The organism is Allobosea sp. 05T422_2, from assembly GCF_056396265.1.
The window spans coordinates 22,498-43,296 of the sequence record NZ_JBFTLD010000036.1; the positions used below are offsets into that span (position 1 = coordinate 22,498).

At 63.1% G+C, this 20,799-nt stretch carries 16 protein-coding genes, 2 tRNA genes and 3 rRNA genes; 13 read left to right on the forward strand and 8 right to left on the reverse strand.

Features of this window, described 5'->3' with window-relative positions; genetic code table 11:
* Window positions 1–221 precede the first annotated feature (221 nt).
* Window positions 222–2,921: an aconitate hydratase AcnA gene (acnA, locus tag AC1DJT_RS09410; protein ID WP_476833947.1), complete on the reverse strand. Its 2,700-nt coding sequence runs from the start codon at window positions 2,919–2,921 to the stop codon at window positions 222–224.
* 195 nt (window positions 2,922–3,116) lie between these two features.
* On the opposite strand from acnA, the gene ccmA reads away from it, so the two are divergent.
* The 5 genes from ccmA (at window position 3,117) to AC1DJT_RS09435 (ending at window position 6,049) form a co-directional block, all read left to right on the forward strand.
* Complete coding sequence (gene ccmA / locus AC1DJT_RS09415) at window positions 3,117–3,773, forward strand: heme ABC exporter ATP-binding protein CcmA (RefSeq protein WP_476769372.1); 657 nt, start codon at window positions 3,117–3,119, stop codon at window positions 3,771–3,773.
* Window positions 3,770–4,438 (forward strand): heme exporter protein CcmB, encoded by a 669-nt coding sequence (gene ccmB / locus AC1DJT_RS09420; protein WP_441481041.1) that lies wholly within the window; start codon window positions 3,770–3,772, stop codon window positions 4,436–4,438. The genes ccmA and ccmB overlap by 4 nt, the downstream gene beginning before the upstream one ends.
* 89 nt (window positions 4,439–4,527) lie before the next feature.
* Window positions 4,528–5,286 carry a heme ABC transporter permease gene (locus tag AC1DJT_RS09425; protein WP_441508252.1) on the forward strand — a complete coding sequence of 253 codons (759 nt, stop codon included), beginning with the start codon at window positions 4,528–4,530 and terminating at the stop codon, window positions 5,284–5,286.
* Window positions 5,283–5,456 (forward strand): heme exporter protein CcmD, encoded by a 174-nt coding sequence (gene ccmD, locus AC1DJT_RS09430; protein ID WP_441493321.1) that lies wholly within the window; start codon window positions 5,283–5,285, stop codon window positions 5,454–5,456. The genes AC1DJT_RS09425 and ccmD overlap by 4 nt, the downstream gene beginning before the upstream one ends.
* Window positions 5,453–6,049, forward strand: coding sequence for a DsbE family thiol:disulfide interchange protein (locus AC1DJT_RS09435; RefSeq protein WP_476833948.1), 597 nt, complete (start codon window positions 5,453–5,455; stop codon window positions 6,047–6,049). The genes ccmD and AC1DJT_RS09435 overlap by 4 nt, the downstream gene beginning before the upstream one ends.
* 69 nt (window positions 6,050–6,118) lie before the next feature.
* Here the strand turns inward: AC1DJT_RS09435 and purQ are convergent, their stop codons facing one another.
* The 4 genes from purQ to purC all read right to left on the reverse strand — a co-directional run bounded on the left by purQ (window position 6,119) and on the right by purC (window position 8,542).
* A complete protein-coding gene (gene purQ, locus AC1DJT_RS09440) occupies window positions 6,119–6,814 on the reverse strand; it encodes a phosphoribosylformylglycinamidine synthase subunit PurQ (protein WP_441508253.1) in 696 nt (231 codons plus the stop codon).
* 4 nt (window positions 6,815–6,818) lie between these two features.
* On the reverse strand, window positions 6,819–7,061 hold the full coding sequence (gene purS / locus AC1DJT_RS09445; protein ID WP_476833949.1) for a phosphoribosylformylglycinamidine synthase subunit PurS: 243 nt from the start codon (window positions 7,059–7,061) through the stop codon (window positions 6,819–6,821).
* An 84-nt stretch (window positions 7,062–7,145) separates the two neighbouring features.
* The gene (locus AC1DJT_RS09450; RefSeq protein WP_441508254.1) at window positions 7,146–7,730 is read right to left on the reverse strand and encodes a hypothetical protein; all 585 of its coding nucleotides are present in this window, start codon (window positions 7,728–7,730) and stop codon (window positions 7,146–7,148) included.
* Between the two features lie 14 nt (window positions 7,731–7,744).
* The gene (gene purC / locus AC1DJT_RS09455) at window positions 7,745–8,542 is read right to left on the reverse strand and encodes a phosphoribosylaminoimidazolesuccinocarboxamide synthase (protein WP_043242352.1); all 798 of its coding nucleotides are present in this window, start codon (window positions 8,540–8,542) and stop codon (window positions 7,745–7,747) included.
* Window positions 8,543–8,851: 309 nt separating this feature from the next.
* Between purC and AC1DJT_RS09460 the strand changes: the two genes are divergently transcribed.
* Window positions 8,852–9,175, forward strand: a complete 324-nt coding sequence (locus AC1DJT_RS09460) for a DUF1476 domain-containing protein (RefSeq protein ID WP_113513401.1) — start codon at window positions 8,852–8,854, stop codon at window positions 9,173–9,175.
* A 162-nt stretch (window positions 9,176–9,337) separates the two neighbouring features.
* Window positions 9,338–10,123 (forward strand): HpcH/HpaI aldolase family protein, encoded by a 786-nt coding sequence (locus AC1DJT_RS09465; RefSeq protein ID WP_113513399.1) that lies wholly within the window; start codon window positions 9,338–9,340, stop codon window positions 10,121–10,123.
* Between the two features lie 70 nt (window positions 10,124–10,193).
* On the opposite strand, the gene AC1DJT_RS09470 is transcribed toward AC1DJT_RS09465, so the two are convergent.
* A complete protein-coding gene (locus AC1DJT_RS09470; protein ID WP_441508255.1) occupies window positions 10,194–10,835 on the reverse strand; it encodes a DNA-3-methyladenine glycosylase family protein in 642 nt (213 codons plus the stop codon).
* A gap of 119 nt (window positions 10,836–10,954) precedes the next feature.
* Here AC1DJT_RS09470 and gluQRS point away from each other — a divergent pair, with 119 nt between their 5' ends.
* Window positions 10,955–11,851: a tRNA glutamyl-Q(34) synthetase GluQRS gene (gene gluQRS, locus AC1DJT_RS09475; protein WP_441508256.1), complete on the forward strand. Its 897-nt coding sequence runs from the start codon at window positions 10,955–10,957 to the stop codon at window positions 11,849–11,851.
* 89 nt (window positions 11,852–11,940) lie between these two features.
* Here gluQRS and AC1DJT_RS09480 read toward each other — a convergent pair whose 3' ends face one another.
* A complete protein-coding gene (locus AC1DJT_RS09480; protein ID WP_476833950.1) occupies window positions 11,941–12,858 on the reverse strand; it encodes an AEC family transporter in 918 nt (305 codons plus the stop codon).
* 134 nt (window positions 12,859–12,992) lie between these two features.
* Window positions 12,993–15,017, reverse strand: a complete 2,025-nt coding sequence (locus AC1DJT_RS09485; protein ID WP_441508257.1) for a M23 family metallopeptidase — start codon at window positions 15,015–15,017, stop codon at window positions 12,993–12,995.
* Window positions 15,018–15,532: 515 nt separating this feature from the next.
* On the opposite strand from AC1DJT_RS09485, the gene AC1DJT_RS09490 reads away from it, so the two are divergent.
* The 5 genes from AC1DJT_RS09490 (at window position 15,533) to rrf (ending at window position 20,654) form a co-directional block, all read left to right on the forward strand.
* Window positions 15,533–17,019: ribosomal RNA gene (locus AC1DJT_RS09490) — 16S ribosomal RNA — on the forward strand.
* A gap of 226 nt (window positions 17,020–17,245) precedes the next feature.
* Window positions 17,246–17,322, forward strand: a tRNA-Ile gene (locus AC1DJT_RS09495).
* Window positions 17,323–17,353: 31 nt separating this feature from the next.
* A tRNA-Ala gene (locus AC1DJT_RS09500) sits at window positions 17,354–17,429 on the forward strand.
* Window positions 17,430–17,657: 228 nt separating this feature from the next.
* Window positions 17,658–20,464 (forward strand): 23S ribosomal RNA (locus AC1DJT_RS09505).
* A gap of 75 nt (window positions 20,465–20,539) precedes the next feature.
* A 5S ribosomal RNA gene (gene rrf / locus AC1DJT_RS09510) occupies window positions 20,540–20,654 on the forward strand.
* The 16S, 23S and 5S rRNA genes sit together here with 2 tRNA genes alongside, the layout of an rRNA operon.
* The last annotated feature ends 145 nt before the right edge of the window (window positions 20,655–20,799 follow it).

Sequence of the window (20,799 nt, forward strand, 5' to 3'; positions counted from 1 at the left end):
GCGGGTGCTCCCGTCGTCTTGGATTGTGGCGGCGGACATCCGGGCGCGCTGGCGCGCGCCTGCCCCAAGCCCCCCGCCAAGGATGGCTGTGACGCCCCATTACACCTACGCCTGCGCGAGGACAACTGGAGGCGCCGCAAGGCGAAACAGGGCCGGCCAGAGGCCGGCCCTGCATGTCGATGTCCCCGGCCCCGTCAGACGGAGCCAGGGCAGGGCGCGGACTACGCCGCGATGCCGCGCAGCACGTAGTGCAGGATGCCGGCGTTCTTGAAGTAATCGAGCTCGTCCAGCGTATCGATGCGGCAGAGAATCGGGACATTCTTGAGCGTGCCGTCGGCGAAGGTGATCTCCGCCTCCAGCATCTGGCGCGGCTTGACCGTAGCCAGCCCCTTGATGGTGACGCTCTCGTCACCCTTCAGGCCCAGCGAGGCCCAGCTCGTGCCTTCCGCAAGCGTGAAGGGGACAACGCCCATGCCGACGAGATTCGAGCGATGGATGCGCTCGAAGCTCTGCGCGATCACGGCCTTGACGCCGAGCAGGTTGGTGCCCTTCGCCGCCCAGTCACGCGAGGAGCCGTTGCCGTATTCGACGCCGGCGAAGATGACCAGCGGCACCTTCTCCTCCTGGTAGCGCATGGCCGCGTCGTAGATCGGCAGCTCTTCCTTGCTGGGATAGTGGATGGTGTAGCCACCCTCGCGCCCGTTCGGCCCCATCATGTGGTTGCGGATGCGGATATTGGCGAAGGTGCCGCGCATCATCACCTCATGATTGCCGCGCCGCGTGCCGTACTGGTTGAAGTCGGCGACGGCGACGCCGTGCTCGGTCAGGTACTTGCCCGCCGGCGAGGCGGCCTTGATCGAGCCGGCCGGCGAGATGTGGTCGGTCGTGATCTTGTCGCCGAACAGGCCGAGGATGCGCGCGCCGACGATCTCGGTGACCGGCGAAGGCTTCCTGCCCATGCCCTGGAAATAGGGCGGGTTCTGCACATAGGTCGAGGCATCGTCCCAGGCGTAGGTCTGGCTCTCCGGGGTCTTCACGTCCTGCCAGTGCTGGTCGCCCTTGAACACGTCGGCATATTTCGCCTCGAAGATGGCGCGCGTGACGTTCTGGGCGATGAAGCTCTGGATCTCCTTGTTGGAGGGCCAGATGTCCTTCAGGAAGACGGGCTGGCMGTCCTTGCCCGTGCCGAGCGGCTCGGTCGTCAGGTCCTTCTGGACGCTGCCGGCGAGCGCATAGGCGACGACCAGCGGCGGCGATGCGAGGTAGTTCGCCTGCACGTCCGGCGAGACGCGTCCTTCGAAATTGCGGTTGCCGGAGATCACGGCGCCCGCGATCAGGCCCTGATCATTGATCGCCTTCGAGATCGGGCCCGGCAGGGGACCGGAATTGCCGATGCAGGTGGTGCACCCGAAGCCGACCAGGTTGAAGCCGAGCGTGTCGAGGTCGGTCTGGAGGCCGGACTTGGCGAGATACTCCGCCACGACCTGCGAGCCGGGGGCAAGCGAGGTCTTGACCCAGGGCTTCACCGTCAGGCCCTTGGCGACCGCGTTGCGGGCGAGCAGGCCCGCGGCCATCAGCACCGAGGGGTTCGAGGTGTTGGTGCAGGAGGTGATGGCGGCAATGACGACATCGCCATGGCCGAGATCATGGGCGCGGCCTTCGACGGGAACCCGGCGGGCAATCTCGGCGCCCTTCTTGTATTCGGTGTCCATCGCTGCGGCGAAGCCCTTGGCGACGGCGCCGAGGTCGACGCGGCCCTCGGGGCGCTTCGGGCCGGCCATCGAAGGCTGGACCGTGGTCAGGTCGAGTTCCAGCGTGTCGGTGAAGACCGGGTCCGGCGTCTCGATGGTGGCGAACAGGCCCTGTGCCTTGCTGTAGGCCTCGACCAGCGCGATCCGATCCGACTTGCGGCCGGTGGTGGTGAGATAGTCGATCGTTTCGGCGTCGACCGGGAAGAAGCCGCAGGTTGCACCGTATTCCGGGCCCATATTGGCGATGGTGGCGCGGTCGGCGAGCGTCAGGTTGTAGAGGCCGGGGCCGAAGAACTCGACGAACTTGCCGACGACACCCTTCTTGCGCAGCATCTGGGTGACGGTCAGCACGAGGTCGGTCGCGGTGATGCCTTCGCGCAGCGAGCCGGTGAGCTTGAAGCCGATGACCTCGGGCAGAAGCATGGACTGCGGCTGGCCGAGCATGGCAGCCTCGGCCTCGATGCCGCCCACGCCCCAGCCGAGCACGGCCAGGCCGTTGACCATGGTGGTGTGCGAATCGGTACCGACGACGGTGTCGGGATAGGCGACCTCGACCTCCTTGCCGTCGATCGTCTCGGTCCGGGTCCAGACGGTCTGGGCGAGGTATTCGAGATTGACCTGATGGCAGATGCCGGTACCGGGCGGGACGACGCGGAAATTGTCGAAGGCGCCCTGGCCCCATTTCAGGAAGCGGTAGCGCTCGCCGTTGCGCTCATATTCCAGCTCGACATTCTGCGAGAGGGCCTTGGGCGTGCCGAACTCGTCGACGATGACCGAATGGTCGATGACGAGGTCGACGGGGACGAGCGGGTTGATCTTGGCCGGATCGCCGCCGAGCGCGACGACGCCATCGCGCATCGCGGCCAGGTCGACCACTGCCGGAACGCCGGTGAAATCCTGCATCAGCACGCGTGCGGGCCTAAAGCCGATCTCCTTGCCGGCMTTGCCCTTGTCGGACAGCCAGGCAACGAAGCCCTCGATGTCGGTCTTGGTGACCGAGCGGCCATCCTCGAAGCGCAGCAGGTTCTCGAGCAGAACCTTCATGGAGAAGGGAAGCTTCGAAATGCCGGGAAGGCCGTTCGCCTCGGCGTCGGGCAGGGAGTAATAGACGTAGCTCTTGCCGCCGACGTCGAGCGTCTTGCGGGACTTGAAGGAATCCTGGTTAGCCATGCGGGCATAATCCTGATCAAGGGGTTGCGGTCGCGATTCGGTCGCCCTTGCGGGCAGGCGAGATCGAAGGCCTAATGCGCATGACGCGCGCGCCGCCCCGGGAGTGCCCGAGCCCCGCGCCGGATCGGCGTGCGGCGTAGCCGAGCGTTCTATAGATCAATTCCAAGAAGCCCGCTACATGAACGAAACGCGTGCGTGGCAGCTTCTGACGCACGGGAAGATGCCCTGGCCTTGACGCAGTTTTCCTACGCCCCACTCACGCTGAGCGCCGAAGACCTGGCTTGCCGCCGAGGCGGGCGACTGGTTTTCGAAAAGCTGGACTTCACGCTCGGGAGCGGGGAGGCGATTGCGCTCACCGGCCGCAACGGCGCCGGCAAGTCGAGCCTGATCGCCATGATCTGCGGGCGGTTGCGGCCCGCCGGGGGAGTTTTGCGAGTAACCGGCATCGGCGATGCGCCCCTGATGGAGCAGATCCATCTCGTCGGTCATCGCGACGGATTGAAAACGGCGCTGACGGCGCGCGAGAATCTCGATTTCGTCCAGGCCCTGCTCGGCGAGCCCGGGCTCGCCGCCGATGAGGCGCTTGCCGCTATCGGTTTGCCGCATGTCGCGGCTCTGCCGGTCGGCTATCTCTCGGCCGGGCAGCGCCGGCGCGTCGCGCTGGCACGGCTCCTGGTTTCACGACGGCCGCTCTGGCTGCTCGACGAACCGGCCTCGGCGCTCGATACGGCCTCCCAACACATGCTGATCGGGCTGATGCAGGCTCATCTCGATGCGGGCGGCGCGATCCTGGCGGCGACGCACGGCCCGCTTGGCCTGGAAACGGCGCGCGAGATGAGGATCGGGCCGTGAGCGGAGCTTTCCTGGCGATCCTGAAACGCGACCTCGCCCTGGCGGCTCGTGCCGGCGGAGGCGGGGAGCTCGCGCTGGTGTTCTTCCTGACACTGGTCGTGCTGGTGCCTTTCGCACTCGGGCCCGATCTCAATCTGCTCTCGCGGATCGGCCCGGCCATTCTCTGGCTCGGAGCGTTGCTTGCGACCCTGATCGGGCTCGACCGGCTCTTCCAGGGCGATGAGGAGGACGGTTCTCTCGACCTGATCCGCGCCTCGGCCCTGCCCCTGGAACTCGCCGTACTGGCCAAGGGGCTCGCCCATTGGCTGACGACCGGCCTGCCGCTGGCGCTGGCTGCCCCGCTGCTTGGCCTGCTGGTCGCGCTTCCCGCCGAGGCGATGCTGCCGGTCGCCGGGACGCTGCTGGTCGGGACGCCGGCGCTTAGTTTCATCGGCGCCACGGGAGCCGCGCTGACGGCCGGCCTCAAGCGGGGCGGCCTGATCCTGCCGATCCTCGTCGCGCCGCTGACGGTACCCGTGCTGATCTTCGGCGTCTCGGCTTCGAACAGCGCGCTTGGCGGCACGGTGCCCTTCCTGACGCCGTTTCTGATTCTGTGCGCCTTGTCGCTCGCGACGCTCGTGATCGGCACCATCGCCGCTGCTGCGGCGCTCCGGCAGGCGGACTAGGCTGCGACGCCATGGCCATCGGCTGCGATTGTGAAGCGTGAAGCCGGTTGCTACATCCTCACTCGTCAAATGAAGAGCAAAAGGGCCGCATGGCTAGCCTGATCGAACTGGCGAATCCGACGCGTTTCATGCGCCTGTCGAGCCGGCTGCTGCCCTGGCTTGGGGGCGCGGCCGCGTTGCTGCTTGCCGTCGGCTTCTATCTCGCTTTTTTCGTCGCGCCGGCGGATTACCAGCAGGGCGAAACCATCCGCATCATGTTCGTGCATGTGCCGGCTGCCTGGCTCGCGCTGATGTTCTACTCGATGATGGCGGTCTCGGCACTGGGCACCCTGGTCTGGCGCCATCCGCTTGCGGATGTGGCGCAGAAGGCGGCGGCTCCGATCGGAGCCTGCTTCGCGCTGATCTGCCTGATCACGGGGGCTCTCTGGGGCAAGCCGATGTGGGGGACCTATTGGGTCTGGGATGCGCGGCTCACCTCGGTGCTCGTGCTCTTCCTGATCTATCTCGGCATCATGGCGCTGTGGCGCACGCTCGACGATCCCTCGCGCGCCGGGCGGGCAGTGGCGATCCTGACACTGGTCGGCTTCGTCAATGTGCCGATCATCAAGTTCTCCGTCGATTGGTGGAATACGCTGCACCAGCCGGCATCGGTCTTTCGCGCCGGCGGGCCGACCATTCATCCCGCCATGCTCTGGCCGCTCCTGATCCTGGCAGTCGGCTTCACGCTGCTGGCGTTGGCGCTGCATCTCGTCGCCATGCGGGCCGAGATCATGCGCCGCCGGGTCCGGACGCTGACGATCTTCGAGGCCGAGAGGCTGGACCGGCTGGCGGCGGAGGTCGCGGTATGAGCGCGTTTGGGCCGCATGCCGGCTACATCCTGACCGCCTATGCGTCTGTCGTGATGATCCTCGGCGGGCTGATTCTGATGACCTGGCGCGATCACCGCGCGCAAAGGCAGGCTCTCGACGCGCTGGAACAGCGCGGCGCCGGCCGCCGTTCCGGGAAGGCATTGTCGTGAGCGAGGTCGAGAGCGCGCCAGGCCGGCGCTCGCCGCTGGTTTTCCTGATTCCCCTGATCCTGTTTGCCGGGCTGTCCCTGGTCTTCCTGGTCGGGCTGTTCAGCGGGGATGCCAGCAAGGTTCCATCGGCGCTGATCGGCAAGCCGGCTCCGACGATCGCGCTGACCGCGCTCGAAGGGTTGCAGCGCGACGGGCAGCCAGTCCCGGCCTTCACCATGGCCGACCTGGCCAAGGGGCGGGCCACCATCGTCAATGTCTTCGCGAGCTGGTGCGCGCCCTGCCGCGTCGAGCACCCGCATCTTGTCGCGATGGCTGAGGCGCCCGTGGTCAAGCAGGGCAAGGTCGCCGTGGTCGGGCTGAATTACAAGGACGAGGCCGAGAATGCCCGCCGCTTCCTGGGAGCGCTCGGCAATCCCTATTCTGCCGTGGGCGTCGATCGCGCCGGCCGTGGCGCAATCGAMTGGGGCGTCTATGGCGTGCCGGAAACCTTCTTGATCGGCCCGGACGGGCGGATCGTCGACAAGCATGTCGGCGCGCTCGATGTGAACAGCGCGCAGAAGCTGCTGGCGAAGGCGGCTGCGCTGGCGAAGTGAGCCGGGCCGCCCGGCCCGGTCGTGTCCGTCATGCCGGGCCAAACCCAAGCATGACGGGGAGCGAGCCGGTCAGGCTGCCTTCTTGCCGTTGATCAGGCTCTCGAACATGCCGCGCCCATCGGTGCCGCCCGTGAGCGAATCGATCAGGTTTTCCGGATGCGGCATCAATCCGAGCACATTGAAGCCGGGCGAGTAGATGCCGGCAATGCCGTTCAGCGAACCATTGGGGTTGGCTTCGGCGGTGACCTGACCGTCGGCGTCGGCGTAGCGGAAGGCCACCAGGCCCTCGCCTTCGAGGCGCGCCAAGGTCTCGGGATCAACGATATAGTTGCCTTCGCCATGGGCGATGCAGACATCGATGACCTGGCCCTTGGTGTAGGCGCGGGTGAAGGCGGTATCAGCGCGTTCGACGGTGAGATGCTGGCGCTTGCAGACGAATTTCAGATTGGCGTTGCGGGCAAGGACACCCGGGAGCAACCCCGCTTCGCAGGCGATCTGAAAGCCGTTGCAGATGCCGAGCACATAGCCGCCGCGCGCCGCATGGGCTCGCGTCGCATCCATGATATGGGCCCGGCCGGCGATGGCGCCGCAGCGCAGATAGTCGCCATAGGAGAAGCCGCCCGGCAGCACGACGAGATCCGTGCCGGCCGGAAGCTCCGTGTCCGCATGCCAGACATGGGTKACGGTGGCACCGGCCTGCCGCAGGGCAGTGGCGACATCACCCTCGCGATTGGATCCGGGGAAAGTGACGACGGCGGCTTTCATCGTCTCACGCTCCGATTTCGACGCGGTAATTCTCGATGACGGTGTTGGCGAGCAGCTTCTCGCAGGCATCCTTGAGCGCGCTCTCGGCGGCGGCCTTGTCGCCGGCGGTGAACTCGATGTCGAAGACCTTGCCCTGACGCACCGAGCCGACACYGTCGATGCCGAGCGATTTCAGAGCGCCTTCGATCGCCTTGCCCTGCGGATCGAGCACGCCGTTCTTGAGGGTGACGGTGACGCGGGCTTTCATTGTGCTCTCCGGGCAGGGCTTCTGCGGGGTGCCTTAGCGGCGAATCGGTTCGGGCTCAACCACATGTCAGGGCTTCACGGCGAATCAGCGGCTGCGCCAGGCGGCGCGTGCATAGTTTTGCGCGGCCTCGGCATCGTTGCTGACCGCGATCGCCATGACGAGCTTGCCGGCTTCCCTGCCATAGAGGATCGCGGTTGCCGCAAGCAGTCCGGTCTCGCCCTTGCCGCGAATTTCGACGAGCAATCCGGACGGACCGCCGCCATCGAAGCGGGAAACGCTGGTGGTGCTCTTGACCGTGGCCGCTGTGGGCCTGGGCTTCGCGCCCTTTGCAGCATCGACCGGCTTCGAGAATTCACGCGCCAGACGGGCTGGGTCGGTGGCGAGGCCTCGTTCGAACTCGTCGGCCTTGCGGCCTTCAACGGCGATCAAGGCTGCGACAGCGGGGCGCAGGCAGGGCGCGCCGGCGCAATAGACGATGGTACGGGGCTCGAGGCCGTCATTGACGACCCAGGAGCCGATCGGCAGCGGCTGCCAGCCCCGATCGGCCGCCAGCTCGGCAAGGCCGGGTCCGAAATGGTTGCTGCAGGCGGTGAGCAGGCTCAGGCCGCCGAGCAGCGCAGCCAAAAGCAAACGGGAGCGCAGGCGCTCCCGTTTCCAATTCGCTGTCACGGCTCCGCCAGTGCTCACTGCACCAGGCGAGGTCCGGCGGCAGGGCCGGCCTTTTCGTTCTCGCCCATGATGCCGAGGCGGCGGGCCACTTCGGTATAGGCCTCGATCAGCCCACCCATGTCGCGACGGAAGCGGTCCTTGTCCATCTTGTCCTTGGACTTGATGTCCCAGAGCCGGCAGGAATCMGGGCTGATCTCGTCGGCGACGACGATGCGCATCATCTCGCCTTCCCAGAGCCGGCCGCATTCCATCTTGAAGTCGACGAGGCGGATGCCGGCGCCGAGGAACAAGCCGGAGAGGAAATCATTGACGCGGATGGCRAGCGCCATGATGTCGTCGATTTCCTGGGGCGTCGCCCAGCCGAAGGCGGTGATGTGCTCTTCCGAGACCATCGGATCGTTCAGCGCGTCGTTCTTGTAATAGAACTCGATGATCGAGCGCGGCAGCTGCGTGCCCTCTTCGAGACCGAGCTTAGTCGAGAGCGAGCCGGCGGCGACGTTGCGCACCACCACCTCGAGCGGAATGATCTCGACCTCGCGGATCAGCTGCTCGCGCATGTTCAGCCGACGGATGAAATGCGTCGGCACGCCGATATCGTTGAGATTGGAGAAGATGTGCTCGGAGATCCTGTTGTTCAGGACGCCCTTGCCGTCGATCACCTCATGTTTTTTGGCGTTGAAGGCGGTGGCGTCGTCCTTGAAGTGCTGGATCAGCGTACCGGGCTCCGGTCCCTCATAGAGGACCTTCGCCTTGCCTTCGTAAATGCGACGGCGGCGATTCATCGGGATGTACCGTGGCTTGAGGAAATCCAAAATCGGCCTTTCTCTGGTCGCGGTTGCCCGCKGCGGGATCGTGGCCCCTGTTCCGCCGGTCCTTCGCAAGCCTCGCCTTAGATCTGCGCTCGGACGCGATCGGCCTGGATTGCGGATTGGTCCGGTTCAAAGCGAGCATAGCCCAATCGGCCACCCTCGCGACCGCTATATGGCGCTTCTGCACTGCAAACGCAACAAACCGGGCGAAGGGCCMGATCGCCAGATTGCAATCCGCGCYGGCCCTGGGCGCTGCGGCACCCTATATCGCTTGGAGAAGCCACCCGGAGCCCGCAAGAGGACTTAACCCGCATGACGACATTCGATCAGCGCAAGGATGCCTTCGAGAACAGGTTCGCCCTCGACGAGGAGCTGCGCTTCAAGGCGACGGCCCGGCGTAACAAGCTTCTCGGCCTCTGGGCAGCCGAGAAGCTCGGCAAGAGCGGCGCTGAAGCGGACGCTTACGCTAAGTCCGTAGTCTTGGCCGATTTCGAGGAGGCCGGCGACGATGACGTGCTGCGCAAGGTGAGGTCCGATTTCGCAACTGCGAGCGTCGCGGTTGCGGACGAGGAGATTCGCCGCGTGATGACCGAGCTCCTGATCAGGGCCGCAGAGGAAGTCCAGGCCGGGCGCTAGTGGCGAATCCCTGTTTCACGTGAATCGGCACGGCCGGTTCACCAAACGCAGGACGTGGTTGAAACGGGCGCATGAGCGCCCGTTTGTTTTTGTGCGAGTTTGCTGCCCACTGTCCTCGTCCCGCCGTGTCTCAAGAGCGGGCTCAACCGGATGAAAACGCCGATGTCTTCCGCCAAGCCAACCGTCCTGTCCTCGCTCGCCGATCGTCTCGCCAAGGGCGATACGCTCCTGTCTGCCTGGTGCGGGCTTCCCGATCCGAGCATTGCCGGAGTGCTCGCGCAGGAAGGTTTTGACGCCGTCACGCTCGACATGCAGCACGGGCCGATCACGCTTGGCGAGGTCATCCGGGCGATCCCGCTGATCAATGCGGCCGGAAAGCCTGCTTTGGCGCGGATCGCGGTTGGCGAATTCCAGAACGTGTCGAAGCTGTTCGATGCCGGCGTCTCGGGCGTGATCGCGCCGATGATCAACACCATGGAGGATGCGCGCCGTCTGGCGGCCTATGCCAAGTATCCGCCGCTCGGAGAACGCAGCTGGGGCAGCTATGGCGGCCTGGGCGCTTCGGGGCTCGATGCCAATAGCTATCTCAAGGCCGCCAATCGTTTCTCGATGACCTTCGCGATGATCGAGACGCGCGAGGCCATGGCGATTCTCGACGATATTCTGGCGCTTGAAGGCATCGACGCGTTGTTCGTTGGCCCATCCGATCTTTCGATCGCATTGTCCGGCGGAGCGTCGGTCAACGCCTCGGCGAAGGAGGTCGACGAGGCCCTGCGTCACATCGTGGCCCGTGCGTCTGCCGTGAACAAGCCGGTCGCATTCTATGCCGCCACCGCCGAGAGGGCGAAGGAGGGTGTCGAGATGGGAGCCAGGCTTGTCACCGTGATGAGCGATTCGGGCTTCCTGCGCGCGGCCGCTCAGGCCGCGCTCAAAGTGGTTCGCGGCTAAGGTCCGATCCAACCTTCTGTATTCGCATCGGCTTTCCCGAAAGCCGCACTCCACTTCGCGGGCCGATGCTTTAGGCGTTGATCCCCTCGCGGCGCTTCAGCGCGGCGTAGTAGGCCCAGAGCAGTCTGGCTGCCACGCCGCGCCAGGGGCGCCAGGCCTCGGCCATCTCCTGCAGCTCGCCCGGTTTCGGGCGGGCATCGAGGCCGAAGGCGACGCGTGCAGCCTCCTGGATGGCGAGATCGCCGGCTGCGAAGCCGTCGCGGTGTCCGAGGCAGAACAACAGATAGATATCCGCGGTCCAGGGTCCGATGCCGGAGACGGCGGTCATGTGCTCGTGGATATATTCCGGCGTACCGCCCTCCAGAGACCCCAGGTCGAGCGTTCCGTCGACCATTGCCGCGGCAACGGCGCGCAGGGTGCGCTGCTTCGGCCGCGAGAGACCGGACAGCCGCATATCCTCATCGCTTGCAGCGAGCACGCGCTCCGGCGTGAGCGGCGTCAGGACCGACTCGACCCGGGTCCAGACGGCGCGCGCGCTCGCCACCGAAAGCTGCTGCGCCACGATGATCGTTGCCAGCCCCTTGAAGCCGCCCTCGCGGCGACGCAGCGGCGGCAGGCCGGTCCGGTCGATGATGGCGCTCCAGCTCGGGTGAAGCGGGCGGAGCGCGGCCATGCCCTCTTCGAGGTCGGCGTCACAGGTGATTCTGGTCATCGTCGCTTCTTGAACCGGGATGGTGGCAGTGCGCGCGCGTCAGGAGAGTTGGCTGTGTCCGAAGACTTAGGCATTCCTGAAGACTTGGCCCAGTCATGGCCAGACCATAGAGAGGGCCCATGGCAACGTCCTCACGCGATTGCGACAGACCGGTGTTTCGTTTCGCGCCCAGCCCGAACGGCCGGCTACATCTCGGCCACGCTTTCTCGGCGCTGATGAACGAGCGCCTGGCCAAGCGATTGGGCGGCAGGCTGCTGCTGCGCATCGAGGATATCGACGTCGCGCGCTGTCGGCCGGAATTCGAGCAAGGCATCCATGACGATCTCGCCTGGCTCGGCATCCGCTTCGACGCCGCCATCCGCCGGCAGTCCGAACATTTCGACGATTATCGCGCCGCGCTCGGCCGGCTGCAGGCGAAGGCGCTGATCTATCCCTGCTTCTGCTCGCGCGGGCAGATCATGCGTGCAGTGGAGGTCAAGGAAGCAGAGGCGGGCCGGCCCTGGCCGCGCGATCCCGACGGATCGCCGCTCTATCCCGGGACTTGCTGCGCGCTGCTTCCCGATGACGCGGGCAAGCGCGCGGCGAGCGGCGAGGCCCATGTGTTGCGGCTGGCGATGGGGCGGGCGGCGGCAGGGATCGGCGGGGAGGTCGGGTATCCGCTCTTCGATGAGGATGGGCGAGTGACGCGTGTAGCGGCTGCTCCCGCGCGCTGGGGGGATGTGGTTCTGGCACGCAAGGACGTGCCGACCAGCTACCACCTTGCCGTAGTCGCGGATGACGCGCTTCAGGGCGTCACGCACGTCGTGCGCGGACGGGATCTCGAAGCGGCGACCGATATCCATCTCGTGCTGCAACACCTGCTCGACCTGCCGGTGCCGCGTTACCACTTCCATCGGTTGTTGCAGGACGAGACCGGCCAGAAGCTCGCCAAGAGCCGGATGTCGGAAGGCCTCGCGGAGCTGAGGGCACAGGGTGTTACGGCCGCAGACATCCGCGCGCGGCTCGGCTTTGCCTAGATCGGGCCGGATCCCATATCCGGTCCGCGGGCTATGTTTGGATCGGCCCGAAAGCGGCAACCCATTTTTTGGGCCGATGCATCGGCGGTTCAGCCGACGCCGAGCCAGGTCAGCCAGGCCGCGGTGGTAAAGAGCGAGAGCATGGTCGAGAGCGCGATCGCGCTCGAGGCATCGGCGACACCCTGCCGATAGCGCTCGGCGAAGAGATAGGCGTTGATCCCGCAGGGGCAGGCGGCGAAGAGCACTGCGACGCCTGACCAGTGCGCCGGCATCTCGAAGACGCGGGTCGCCAGCAGATAGACGATCAGCGGGTGAAGGCCKAGCTTGAGGGCGCTCAATACGGCCGGCAGACCGAGACCCGATTCCAGCCCGTAGCGCCGCATGGCGATGCCGAGGCTGATCAAGGCGCAAGGGACCGCGGCACCGGCGAGCAGGTCGACCAATGTCCAGACCGGGGCTGGGATGAAGCCGATCACCGGCCGCACCGCCGAGCCGAGCAGGATGCCGATGATGATGGGATGGGTGAAGAGCCTGCGGGCCATCATCTTCAGCGACGCCGAGCGGCCCTCGGCGAGCAGGGTTGCCGCCGTCATCGTCACAGGCAGGTGGATCGCCAGCAGCAGGCCGAGCGGCACCGCGCCGGCATCGCCATAGGCCTTCAGGATCATCGGCACGCCGACGAAGACCGTGTTGGACTGGGCCGCGGCGAAGCCCGAGACCACCAACTCCGGTCCCTTACGGCTGAAGACGCGGTGCGCAATCAGCATGGCCAGGGCCCAGACGATGGTGAGGCCGGTGAAATAGGAGATCCAGTAGCCCCAGGGTTGGCTCGCCGGGATGTCGGCCTTGGCCAGCGTCCGGAACAGCAGGCAGGGCACGGCCAGAACGAAGACGAAGTCGGAAAGACCTTCGCCGGTCGTMTCGCGGACCAGCTTCGTCCAGCGGGCGACATAGCCGAGGCCGATCAGGCCGAAGACGGGCAGGACGACAAGCAGGGAGGAGAGCATCGGCGCGACAGATTCGATGAGCGGGAGCGGGAAGGCGCCCCTCGCGATCGGTCTTGCAGCAGGCAAAGTCAAGGAAGCGGTGGCGCAAATAGCGGCATGGCCGTGCCGCGTTTTCGGTCAGTCCCGCGAGGGCACTAGCGCGCCTGGGCCAGCACGCCGCCCGAGCGCACGATCAAGCCCTGGATCTCGTCGCGCTGGCGCTTGAACTCGGCCAGCGTCTTGCCTTCGAGCTCGCGTCCTCGCGGAACGCGGATCTTCATCGGATTCACGAAGTTGCCGTTGACCATGACCTCGTAGTGCAGATGCGGTCCGGTGGAGAGGCCGGTATTGCCGAGATAGCCGATGACCTGGCCCTGGCGCACTTTCACACCGGCAGCGATGCCCTTGGCAAAACCCGACTGGTGCGAATAGGTCGTGACATACCCGTTCGCGTGCTGGAGTTCGATCCGCCGACCGTAGCCGGAGGCCCAGTCGGCCTTGATCACCGTGCCGTTGCCGGCGGCCAGGATCGGCGTGCCGATGCGGTTGGCCCAGTCGACGCCGGTATGCATCTTCGAATAGCGCATGACCGGGTGGTAGCGCATGCCGAAGCCGGAGCGCATCTCGGCATCGGTGATCGGCTTGCGCAGCAGGAACTTCTTCAGCGAGCGACCTTCCTCGTCAAAATAGTCGATCAGGCCGTCTTCAGGGGACTGATAGCGAAAGACCCGGCGGGTATCGCCGTTGATGGTGAGCGTTGCCGACAGGATTTCACCGCGCTCGCCTTCCTCGTCCTCGGTGAAGATCACCTCGAGATTGTCGCCGCCGCGCACGCGCTGCTGGAAGTCCAGGTCGTAGGAGAAAATCCGAACCAGCTCGTCGATCATCGGGCGCGGCAGGTCGTGGCGCAATCCGGTCTCGTAGAGGCTCTCATAGAGCCTGGCGCCGCCGGTATCCTCCTCGTCCTCTTCGTCTTCCGTGGTTGCCCTGCGGGGCGTGCCGACGATCTCCTGCTTCGGCAGCGAGACCGGAACGAAAGCGCCCTGGTCGTTGACCGCAATCGTCGCCTCGGGCTGGCCGTTGGTGAGCAGCGAGACGCGAACGATCTGGCGCGGATCGCCTGGCCGCGGACCGGGTGCAAACAGCGCTTGCAGGACTTGGCCATCCGGCAAGGCGGCAACGCGCACCTTGCCGCTGAAGGCCTGGATCATCGCCCTGATCTGCTCGGCCGGAGCTCCGGCATTGCGCATGACCTGTTCGAAATTCTCGCCGCGCCGGGTGATCAGCAGCTTGTCCTCGACAAGCGGCTCGCGGGATGCGGGGATGGGCGTCTTCAGTGCGTTGGTGACATTTTCAGGGACGACGCGCACCTCGATGCCGGAGAAGCGCGTGTCCGTGGCCGGAGAATAGGCAAGAAGATCGTTCGTGGCGCTGGGCGCCGCACCGCCGCCCAGCGTGCGGCTGAGCATCAGCTGTGGTGGGATCGGCAAGGGGCGTTGCCGGCCCGCCACGGCCTGGTTGGCGCGCTCTTCCTCGACCTGCTTGATCACGTCGGGGTCGCCGAGGCGTGGGCGCGCGGGCGGAATCGCGATCGTGGTGAGGTCGCGCTTGACGATGGTGACATCGGCATCCGGCATGTCGCCGGCCGGTTCGGCATAGCGCTCGGCGGGCTGGCCACCTTCCGCAAACAGGCGCAGCGGATTGAAGGGCGGGATGCTCGTCGCGTAGACGCCGGTAGTCAGCGACAGGTTGGAGGCAAGCCGTACGAAGGGGCGCACGCGGATGACCTCACGGTCACCGACGCGTTGGGACATGGGCGCGCGAGCGCTGTGTCGGGCCGCCATGACAGGCTGGTCCGCCACCAGCTTGTCCGCCTTGCGCGCCCCGCCACCCAGGCCGGCAGAGGACGGGCCGCGCGCGGTCACCATTTCGGGCTGCTCGGGGAAACTCGTATCCCCGCGGGTCGAGACCAGGATCGCCCCACCGAGCAGGGCTGCGCCGCAGGAGCCGACCAGCGCGCAGGCGGCCAACCAGCGCAGCGAGACGCCACGCCGGTCCAACGCCTGATGCGGAGCACCATCCGGCCGGATCGGCGGCTCGATACCGAGATCGACCAGAAGCGCGGCGGCTTCCGGCGATAGCGGTTCTGCTGGCGTGCTGAGCTCGGGATGGGCGTTCATCGCTGGTCGTCAGAGAATCCTGATCCTGGTCCGGTGCCCGGGCGGGCCGGAATTCCGAAGAAGCCGCATCTGCTGCACGCGTACGCGCCTGGTTCCGACCATGCCCGGGTCGCAGCCCGGAATCAATCCGCGGTCGGAGCCGCTGCGGGGCTTTGGCCGTCGATTACGGCTCTTTGCGGGCGCCACGCACGTAGGGCGCGCGCCGCGCTCGTACGCGCGCGATGGATAAAGTCGGGATCGGCGAGCCGGGACAAAAAGTCATCGAACTGTCGGAAAAGTTTTGTTTTGGCGTTGACAGGTCGAGATGGTGGGGCCTATAACGCAGCCATCGAGACGGCGCCGCCGCTGGCGGGGCCGCTCTACTGCGCTTCATGAGAGCTTCGGGCCTTGTAGCCGAGAGATCGGTTGGCCTAAACGAGACTTCGGTGTGCTGCGTTTACAAGAGCCATCGCTGGTTACTTCGGTAATCAAGCAATGACTCCGTCAATACGCAGCGATGCCGGAACAAACTCATCCAATCTGAGAGTTTGATCCTGGCTCAGRRCGAACGCTGGCGGCRGGCTTAACACATGCAAGTCGAACGGGCACTTCGGTGCTAGTGGCAGACGGGTGAGTAACACGTGGGAACGTACCTTTCGGTTCGGAATAATTCAGGGAAACTTGGACTAATACCGGATAAGCCCTTCGGGGGAAAGATTTATCGCCGATAGATCGGCCCGCGTCTGATTAGCTAGTTGGTGAGGTAATGGCTCACCAAGGCGACGATCAGTAGCTGGTCTGAGAGGATGATCAGCCACATTGGGACTGAGACACGGCCCAAACTCCTACGGGAGGCAGCAGTGGGGAATATTGSACAATGGGCGCAAGCCTGATSCAGCSAYGCCGCGTGAGTGATGAAGGCCTTAGGGTTGTAAAGCTCTTTTGTCCGGGAAGATAATGACTGTACCGGAAGAATAAGCCCCGGCTAACTTCGTGCCAGCAGCCGCGGTAATACGAAGGGGGCTAGCGTTGCTCGGAATCACTGGGCGTAAAGGGCGCGTAGGCGGACTCTTAAGTCGGGGGTGAAAGCCCAGGGCTCAACCCTGGAATTGCCTTCGATACTGAGAGTCTTGAGTTCGGAAGAGGTTGGTGGAACTGCGAGTGTAGAGGTGAAATTCGTAGATATTCGCAAGAACACCAGTGGCGAAGGCGGCCAACTGGTCCGATACTGACGCTGAGGCGCGAAAGCGTGGGGAGCAAACAGGATTAGATACCCTGGTAGTCCACGCCGTAAACGATGAATGCCAGCCGTTGGGGTGCATGCACCTCAGTGGCGCAGCTAACGCTTTAAGCATTCCGCCTGGGGAGTACGGTCGCAAGATTAAAACTCAAAGGAATTGACGGGGGCCCGCACAAGCGGTGGAGCATGTGGTTTAATTCGAAGCAACGCGCAGAACCTTACCAGCTTTTGACATGTCCGGTTTGATCGACAGAGATGTCTTTCTTCAGTTCGGCTGGCCGGAACACAGGTGCTGCATGGCTGTCGTCAGCTCGTGTCGTGAGATGTTGGGTTAAGTCCCGCAACGAGCGCAACCCTCGCCCCTAGTTGCCATCATTCAGTTGGGAACTCTAGGGGGACTGCCGGTGATAAGCCGCGAGGAAGGTGGGGATGACGTCAAGTCCTCATGGCCCTTACAGGCTGGGCTACACACGTGCTACAATGGCGGTGACAATGGGCAGCGAAAGAGCGATCTGGAGCTAATCCCAAAAAGCCGTCTCAGTTCAGATTGCACTCTGCAACTCGAGTGCATGAAGGTGGAATCGCTAGTAATCGTGGATCAGCATGCCACGGTGAATACGTTCCCGGGCCTTGTACACACCGCCCGTCACACCATGGGAGTTGGGTTTACCCGAAGGCGTCGCGCTAACCGCAAGGAGGCAGGCGACCACGGTAGGCTCAGCGACTGGGGTGAAGTCGTAACAAGGTAGCCGTAGGGGAACCTGCGGCTGGATCACCTCCTTTCTAAGGTAGGATTTTTCGGTGAAGCTTGCTTCATCATCAAATCCGCTTGGAACAAAGAGGCCAAATCAGGCCTCGACATGCGGAACTTCGCCGTCTTCGTTTCTCTTTCTTTTCCGGGCGAATGCGCTCAGATCTGTTCGACATAGGGTCGGATGTGATCGCGCATTCTGGGCCAACAGCTTGGTTCTTTGGCCGTGTCTTGCGACGTTGTCGCGAGACATGCCTTGGGCCTGTAGCTCAGTTGGTTAGAGCGCGCGCTTGATAAGCGTGAGGTCGGAGGTTCAAATCCTCCCAGGCCCACCAGCTTTCTCGACAAGCCGTCAGGTTCGATTACGGGGCCATAGCTCAGTTGGGAGAGCGGTAGCTTTGCAAGCTTCAGGTCGTCGGTTCGATCCCGTCTGGCTCCACCATACCGCCCGGAAATTCAGGTTTTGCTGATTGCAGCTCTTTGAGCTGCGATGAGTAACGCTGTTTGTCATTGTGAAGAGGGAATAGATCTGAAGAGGTCGCTACCCAGCGACATTCGGGACGCGGACACCATCCGTGCTCGTCTTATTCGGGTCTATTCGGCAAGCATAAAATGGTCTTTCCGATCATGTTTTGCATCCTGTTGGATTGCGGACATCGATCATGAGAACGATCAAGTGCCTTAAGAGCATTCGGTGGATGCCTTGGCGCTGAGAGGCGATGAAGGACGTGATACGCTGCGATAAGCCGTGGGGAGCTGCGAATGAGCTTTGATCCGCGGATTTCCGAATGGGGAAACCCACCTTCGACAATTCGTATTGTGACGTCAGTTCTAACCAGCTGATGTTGCACTACGAATTGTCAGATGAAGGTATTGAGCCCTGAATACATAGGGGTTCAAAGCTAACCCAGGGAACTGAAACATCTAAGTACCTGGAGGAAAGGACATCAACGAGACTCCGTTAGTAGTGGCGAGCGAACGCGGACCAGGCCAGTGCTTGCTTGGAATTTACCGGAAGTGGTTGGGAAACCACGCATCAATGGGTGATAGCCCCGTACGGATCTGAGACCAAGCGAGACATGAGTAAGGCGGGACACGTGAAATCCTGTCTGAACGTGGGGGGACCACCCTCCAAGCCTAAGTACTCCTCAGCGACCGATAGTGAACAAGTACCGTGAGGGAAAGGTGAAAAGCACCCCGACGAGGGGAGTGAAATAGCACCTGAAACCGAATGCTTACAAACAGTGGGAGCTCAAGGTTCGTCCTGAGTGACCGCGTACCTTTTGTATAATGGGTCAGCGACTTAATCTGACGAGCAAGCTTAAGCCGGTAGGTGTAGGCGCAGCGAAAGCGAGTCTGAACAGGGCGTTCAGTTCGTCGGATTAGACCCGAAACCGGGTGATCTAGCCATGAGCAGGTTGAAGGTAAGGTAACACTTACTGGAGGACCGAACCGGTGCCTGTTGAAAAAGTCTCGGATGACTTGTGGCTAGGGGTGAAAGGCCAATCAAACTCGGAAATAGCTGGTTCTCCGCGAAAGCTATTTAGGTAGCGCCTCGCGTGAATACTCTCGGGGGTAGAGCACTGGATGGGCAAGGGGTGCTTACCGCATTACCGATCCTAACCAAACTCCGAATACCGAGAAGTACTGCGCGGGAGACACACGGCGGGTGCTAACGTCCGTCGTGGAGAGGGAAACAACCCTGACTTACAGCTAAGGCCCCTAATTCGTGGCTAAGTGTGAAAGGATGTGGGAATCCCAAAACAACCAGGAGGTTGGCTTAGAAGCAGCCATCCTTTAAAGAAAGCGTAACAGCTCACTGGTCTAAACAAGGGTTCCTGCGCCGAAAATGTATCGGGGCTCAAGCCACGAGCCGAAGCTTAAGGTGCACTCTTTGAGTGCGCGGTAGCGGAGCGTTCCATAAGCCAACGAAGGCGGACCCGTGAGGGCTGCTGGAGGTATTGGAAGTGCGAATGCTGACATGAGTAACGACAAACAGTGTGAAAGACACTGTCGCCGAAAGTCCAAGGGTTCCTGCGTAAAGTTAATCTCCGCAGGGTTAGCCGGCCCCTAAGGCGAGGCCGAAAGGCGTAGTCGATGGGAATGAGGTGAATATTCCTCAGCCAGTTGGTAGTGACGGATCACGTACGCTGTCAGGTCTTATTGGATTGACCTGGCTTCCAAGTGGTCCCTGGAAATAKCTCCAACATTAGACCGTACCCTAAACCGACACAGGTGGACTGGTAGAGTATACCAAGGCGCTTGAGAGAATGATGCTGAAGGAACTCGGCAATTTACCTCCGTAACTTCGGGATAAGGAGGCCTTCCGTTTGGGCAACCAGGCGGGAGGGGCACAGACCAGGGGGTAGCGACTGTTTAACTAAAACACAGGGCTCTGCGAAATCGTAAGATGACGTATAGGGTCTGACGCCTGCCCGGTGCCGGAAGGTTAAAAGGAGGTGTGCAAGCACCGAATTGAAGCCCCGGTAAACGGCGGCCGTAACTATAACGGTCCTAAGGTAGCGAAATTCCTTGTCGGGTAAGTTCCGACCTGCACGAATGGCGTAACGACTTCCCCGCTGTCTCCAGCATCAACTCAGTGAAATTGAATTCCCCGTGAAGATGCGGGGTTCCTGCGGTCAGACGGAAAGACCCCGTGCACCTTTACTGTAGCTTTGCGCTGGCATTCGTGTCGGCATGTGTAGGATAGGTGGTAGACTTTGAAGCCGGGGCGCCAGCTCTGGTGGAGTCATCCTTGAAATACCACCCTTATCGTCATGGATGTCTAACCGCGACCCGTCATCCGGGTCCGAGACAGCGCATGGCAGGCAGTTTGACTGGGGCGGTCGCCTCCCAAAGAGTAACGGAGGCGTGCGAAGGTGGGCTCAGAGCGGTCGGAAATCGCTCGTTGAGTGCAATGGCATAAGCCTGCCTGACTGCGAGACTGACAAGTCGAGCAGAGTCGAAAGACGGCCATAGTGATCCGGTGGTCCCGCGTGGAAGGGCCATCGCTCAACGGATAAAAGGTACGCCGGGGATAACAGGCTGATGATTCCCAAGAGTCCATATCGACGGAATCGTTTGGCACCTCGATGTCGGCTCATCACATCCTGGGGCTGGAGAAGGTCCCAAGGGTTCGGCTGTTCGCCGATTAAAGTGGTACGTGAGCTGGGTTCAGAACGTCGTGAGACAGTTCGGTCCCTATCTGCCGTGGGTGTAGGATATTTGAGAGGATCTGCCCTTAGTACGAGAGGACCGGGGTGGACGTACCTCTGGTGGACCTGTTGTGGCGCCAGCCGCAGTGCAGGGTAGCTATGTACGGACGGGATAACCGCTGAATGCATCTAAGCGGGAAACCCACCTCAAAACGAGATATCCCTTGAGAGCCGTGGAAGACGACCACGTTGATAGGCCGGGTGTGTAAGCGCAGTAATGTGCTCAGCTTACCGGTACTAATTGCTCGATCGGCTTGATCGTTCTCATGATCAATGTCCGCACACCAACAACTGCGAACACACAAAAAGACCTTATGCTTGCCATATCCTTCGCCGGCCCGGTGGCTTGAGCGAGAAGCCAGAACCCGATCCCATCCCGAACTCGGCCGTTAAACTTCTCAGCGCTGATGGTACTGTGTCTCAAGACCCGGGAGAGTAGGTCGTTTCCGGGCCTGTCAAGGATATCCCTCATCACAATCGCAAAACGCAAAACGCGGCGCTCGATGCTAAAACATCGGCGCCGCGTTCCCATTACCGCGGGGTGGAGCAGCCCGGTAGCTCGTCAGGCTCATAACCTGAAGGTCGTCAGTTCAAATC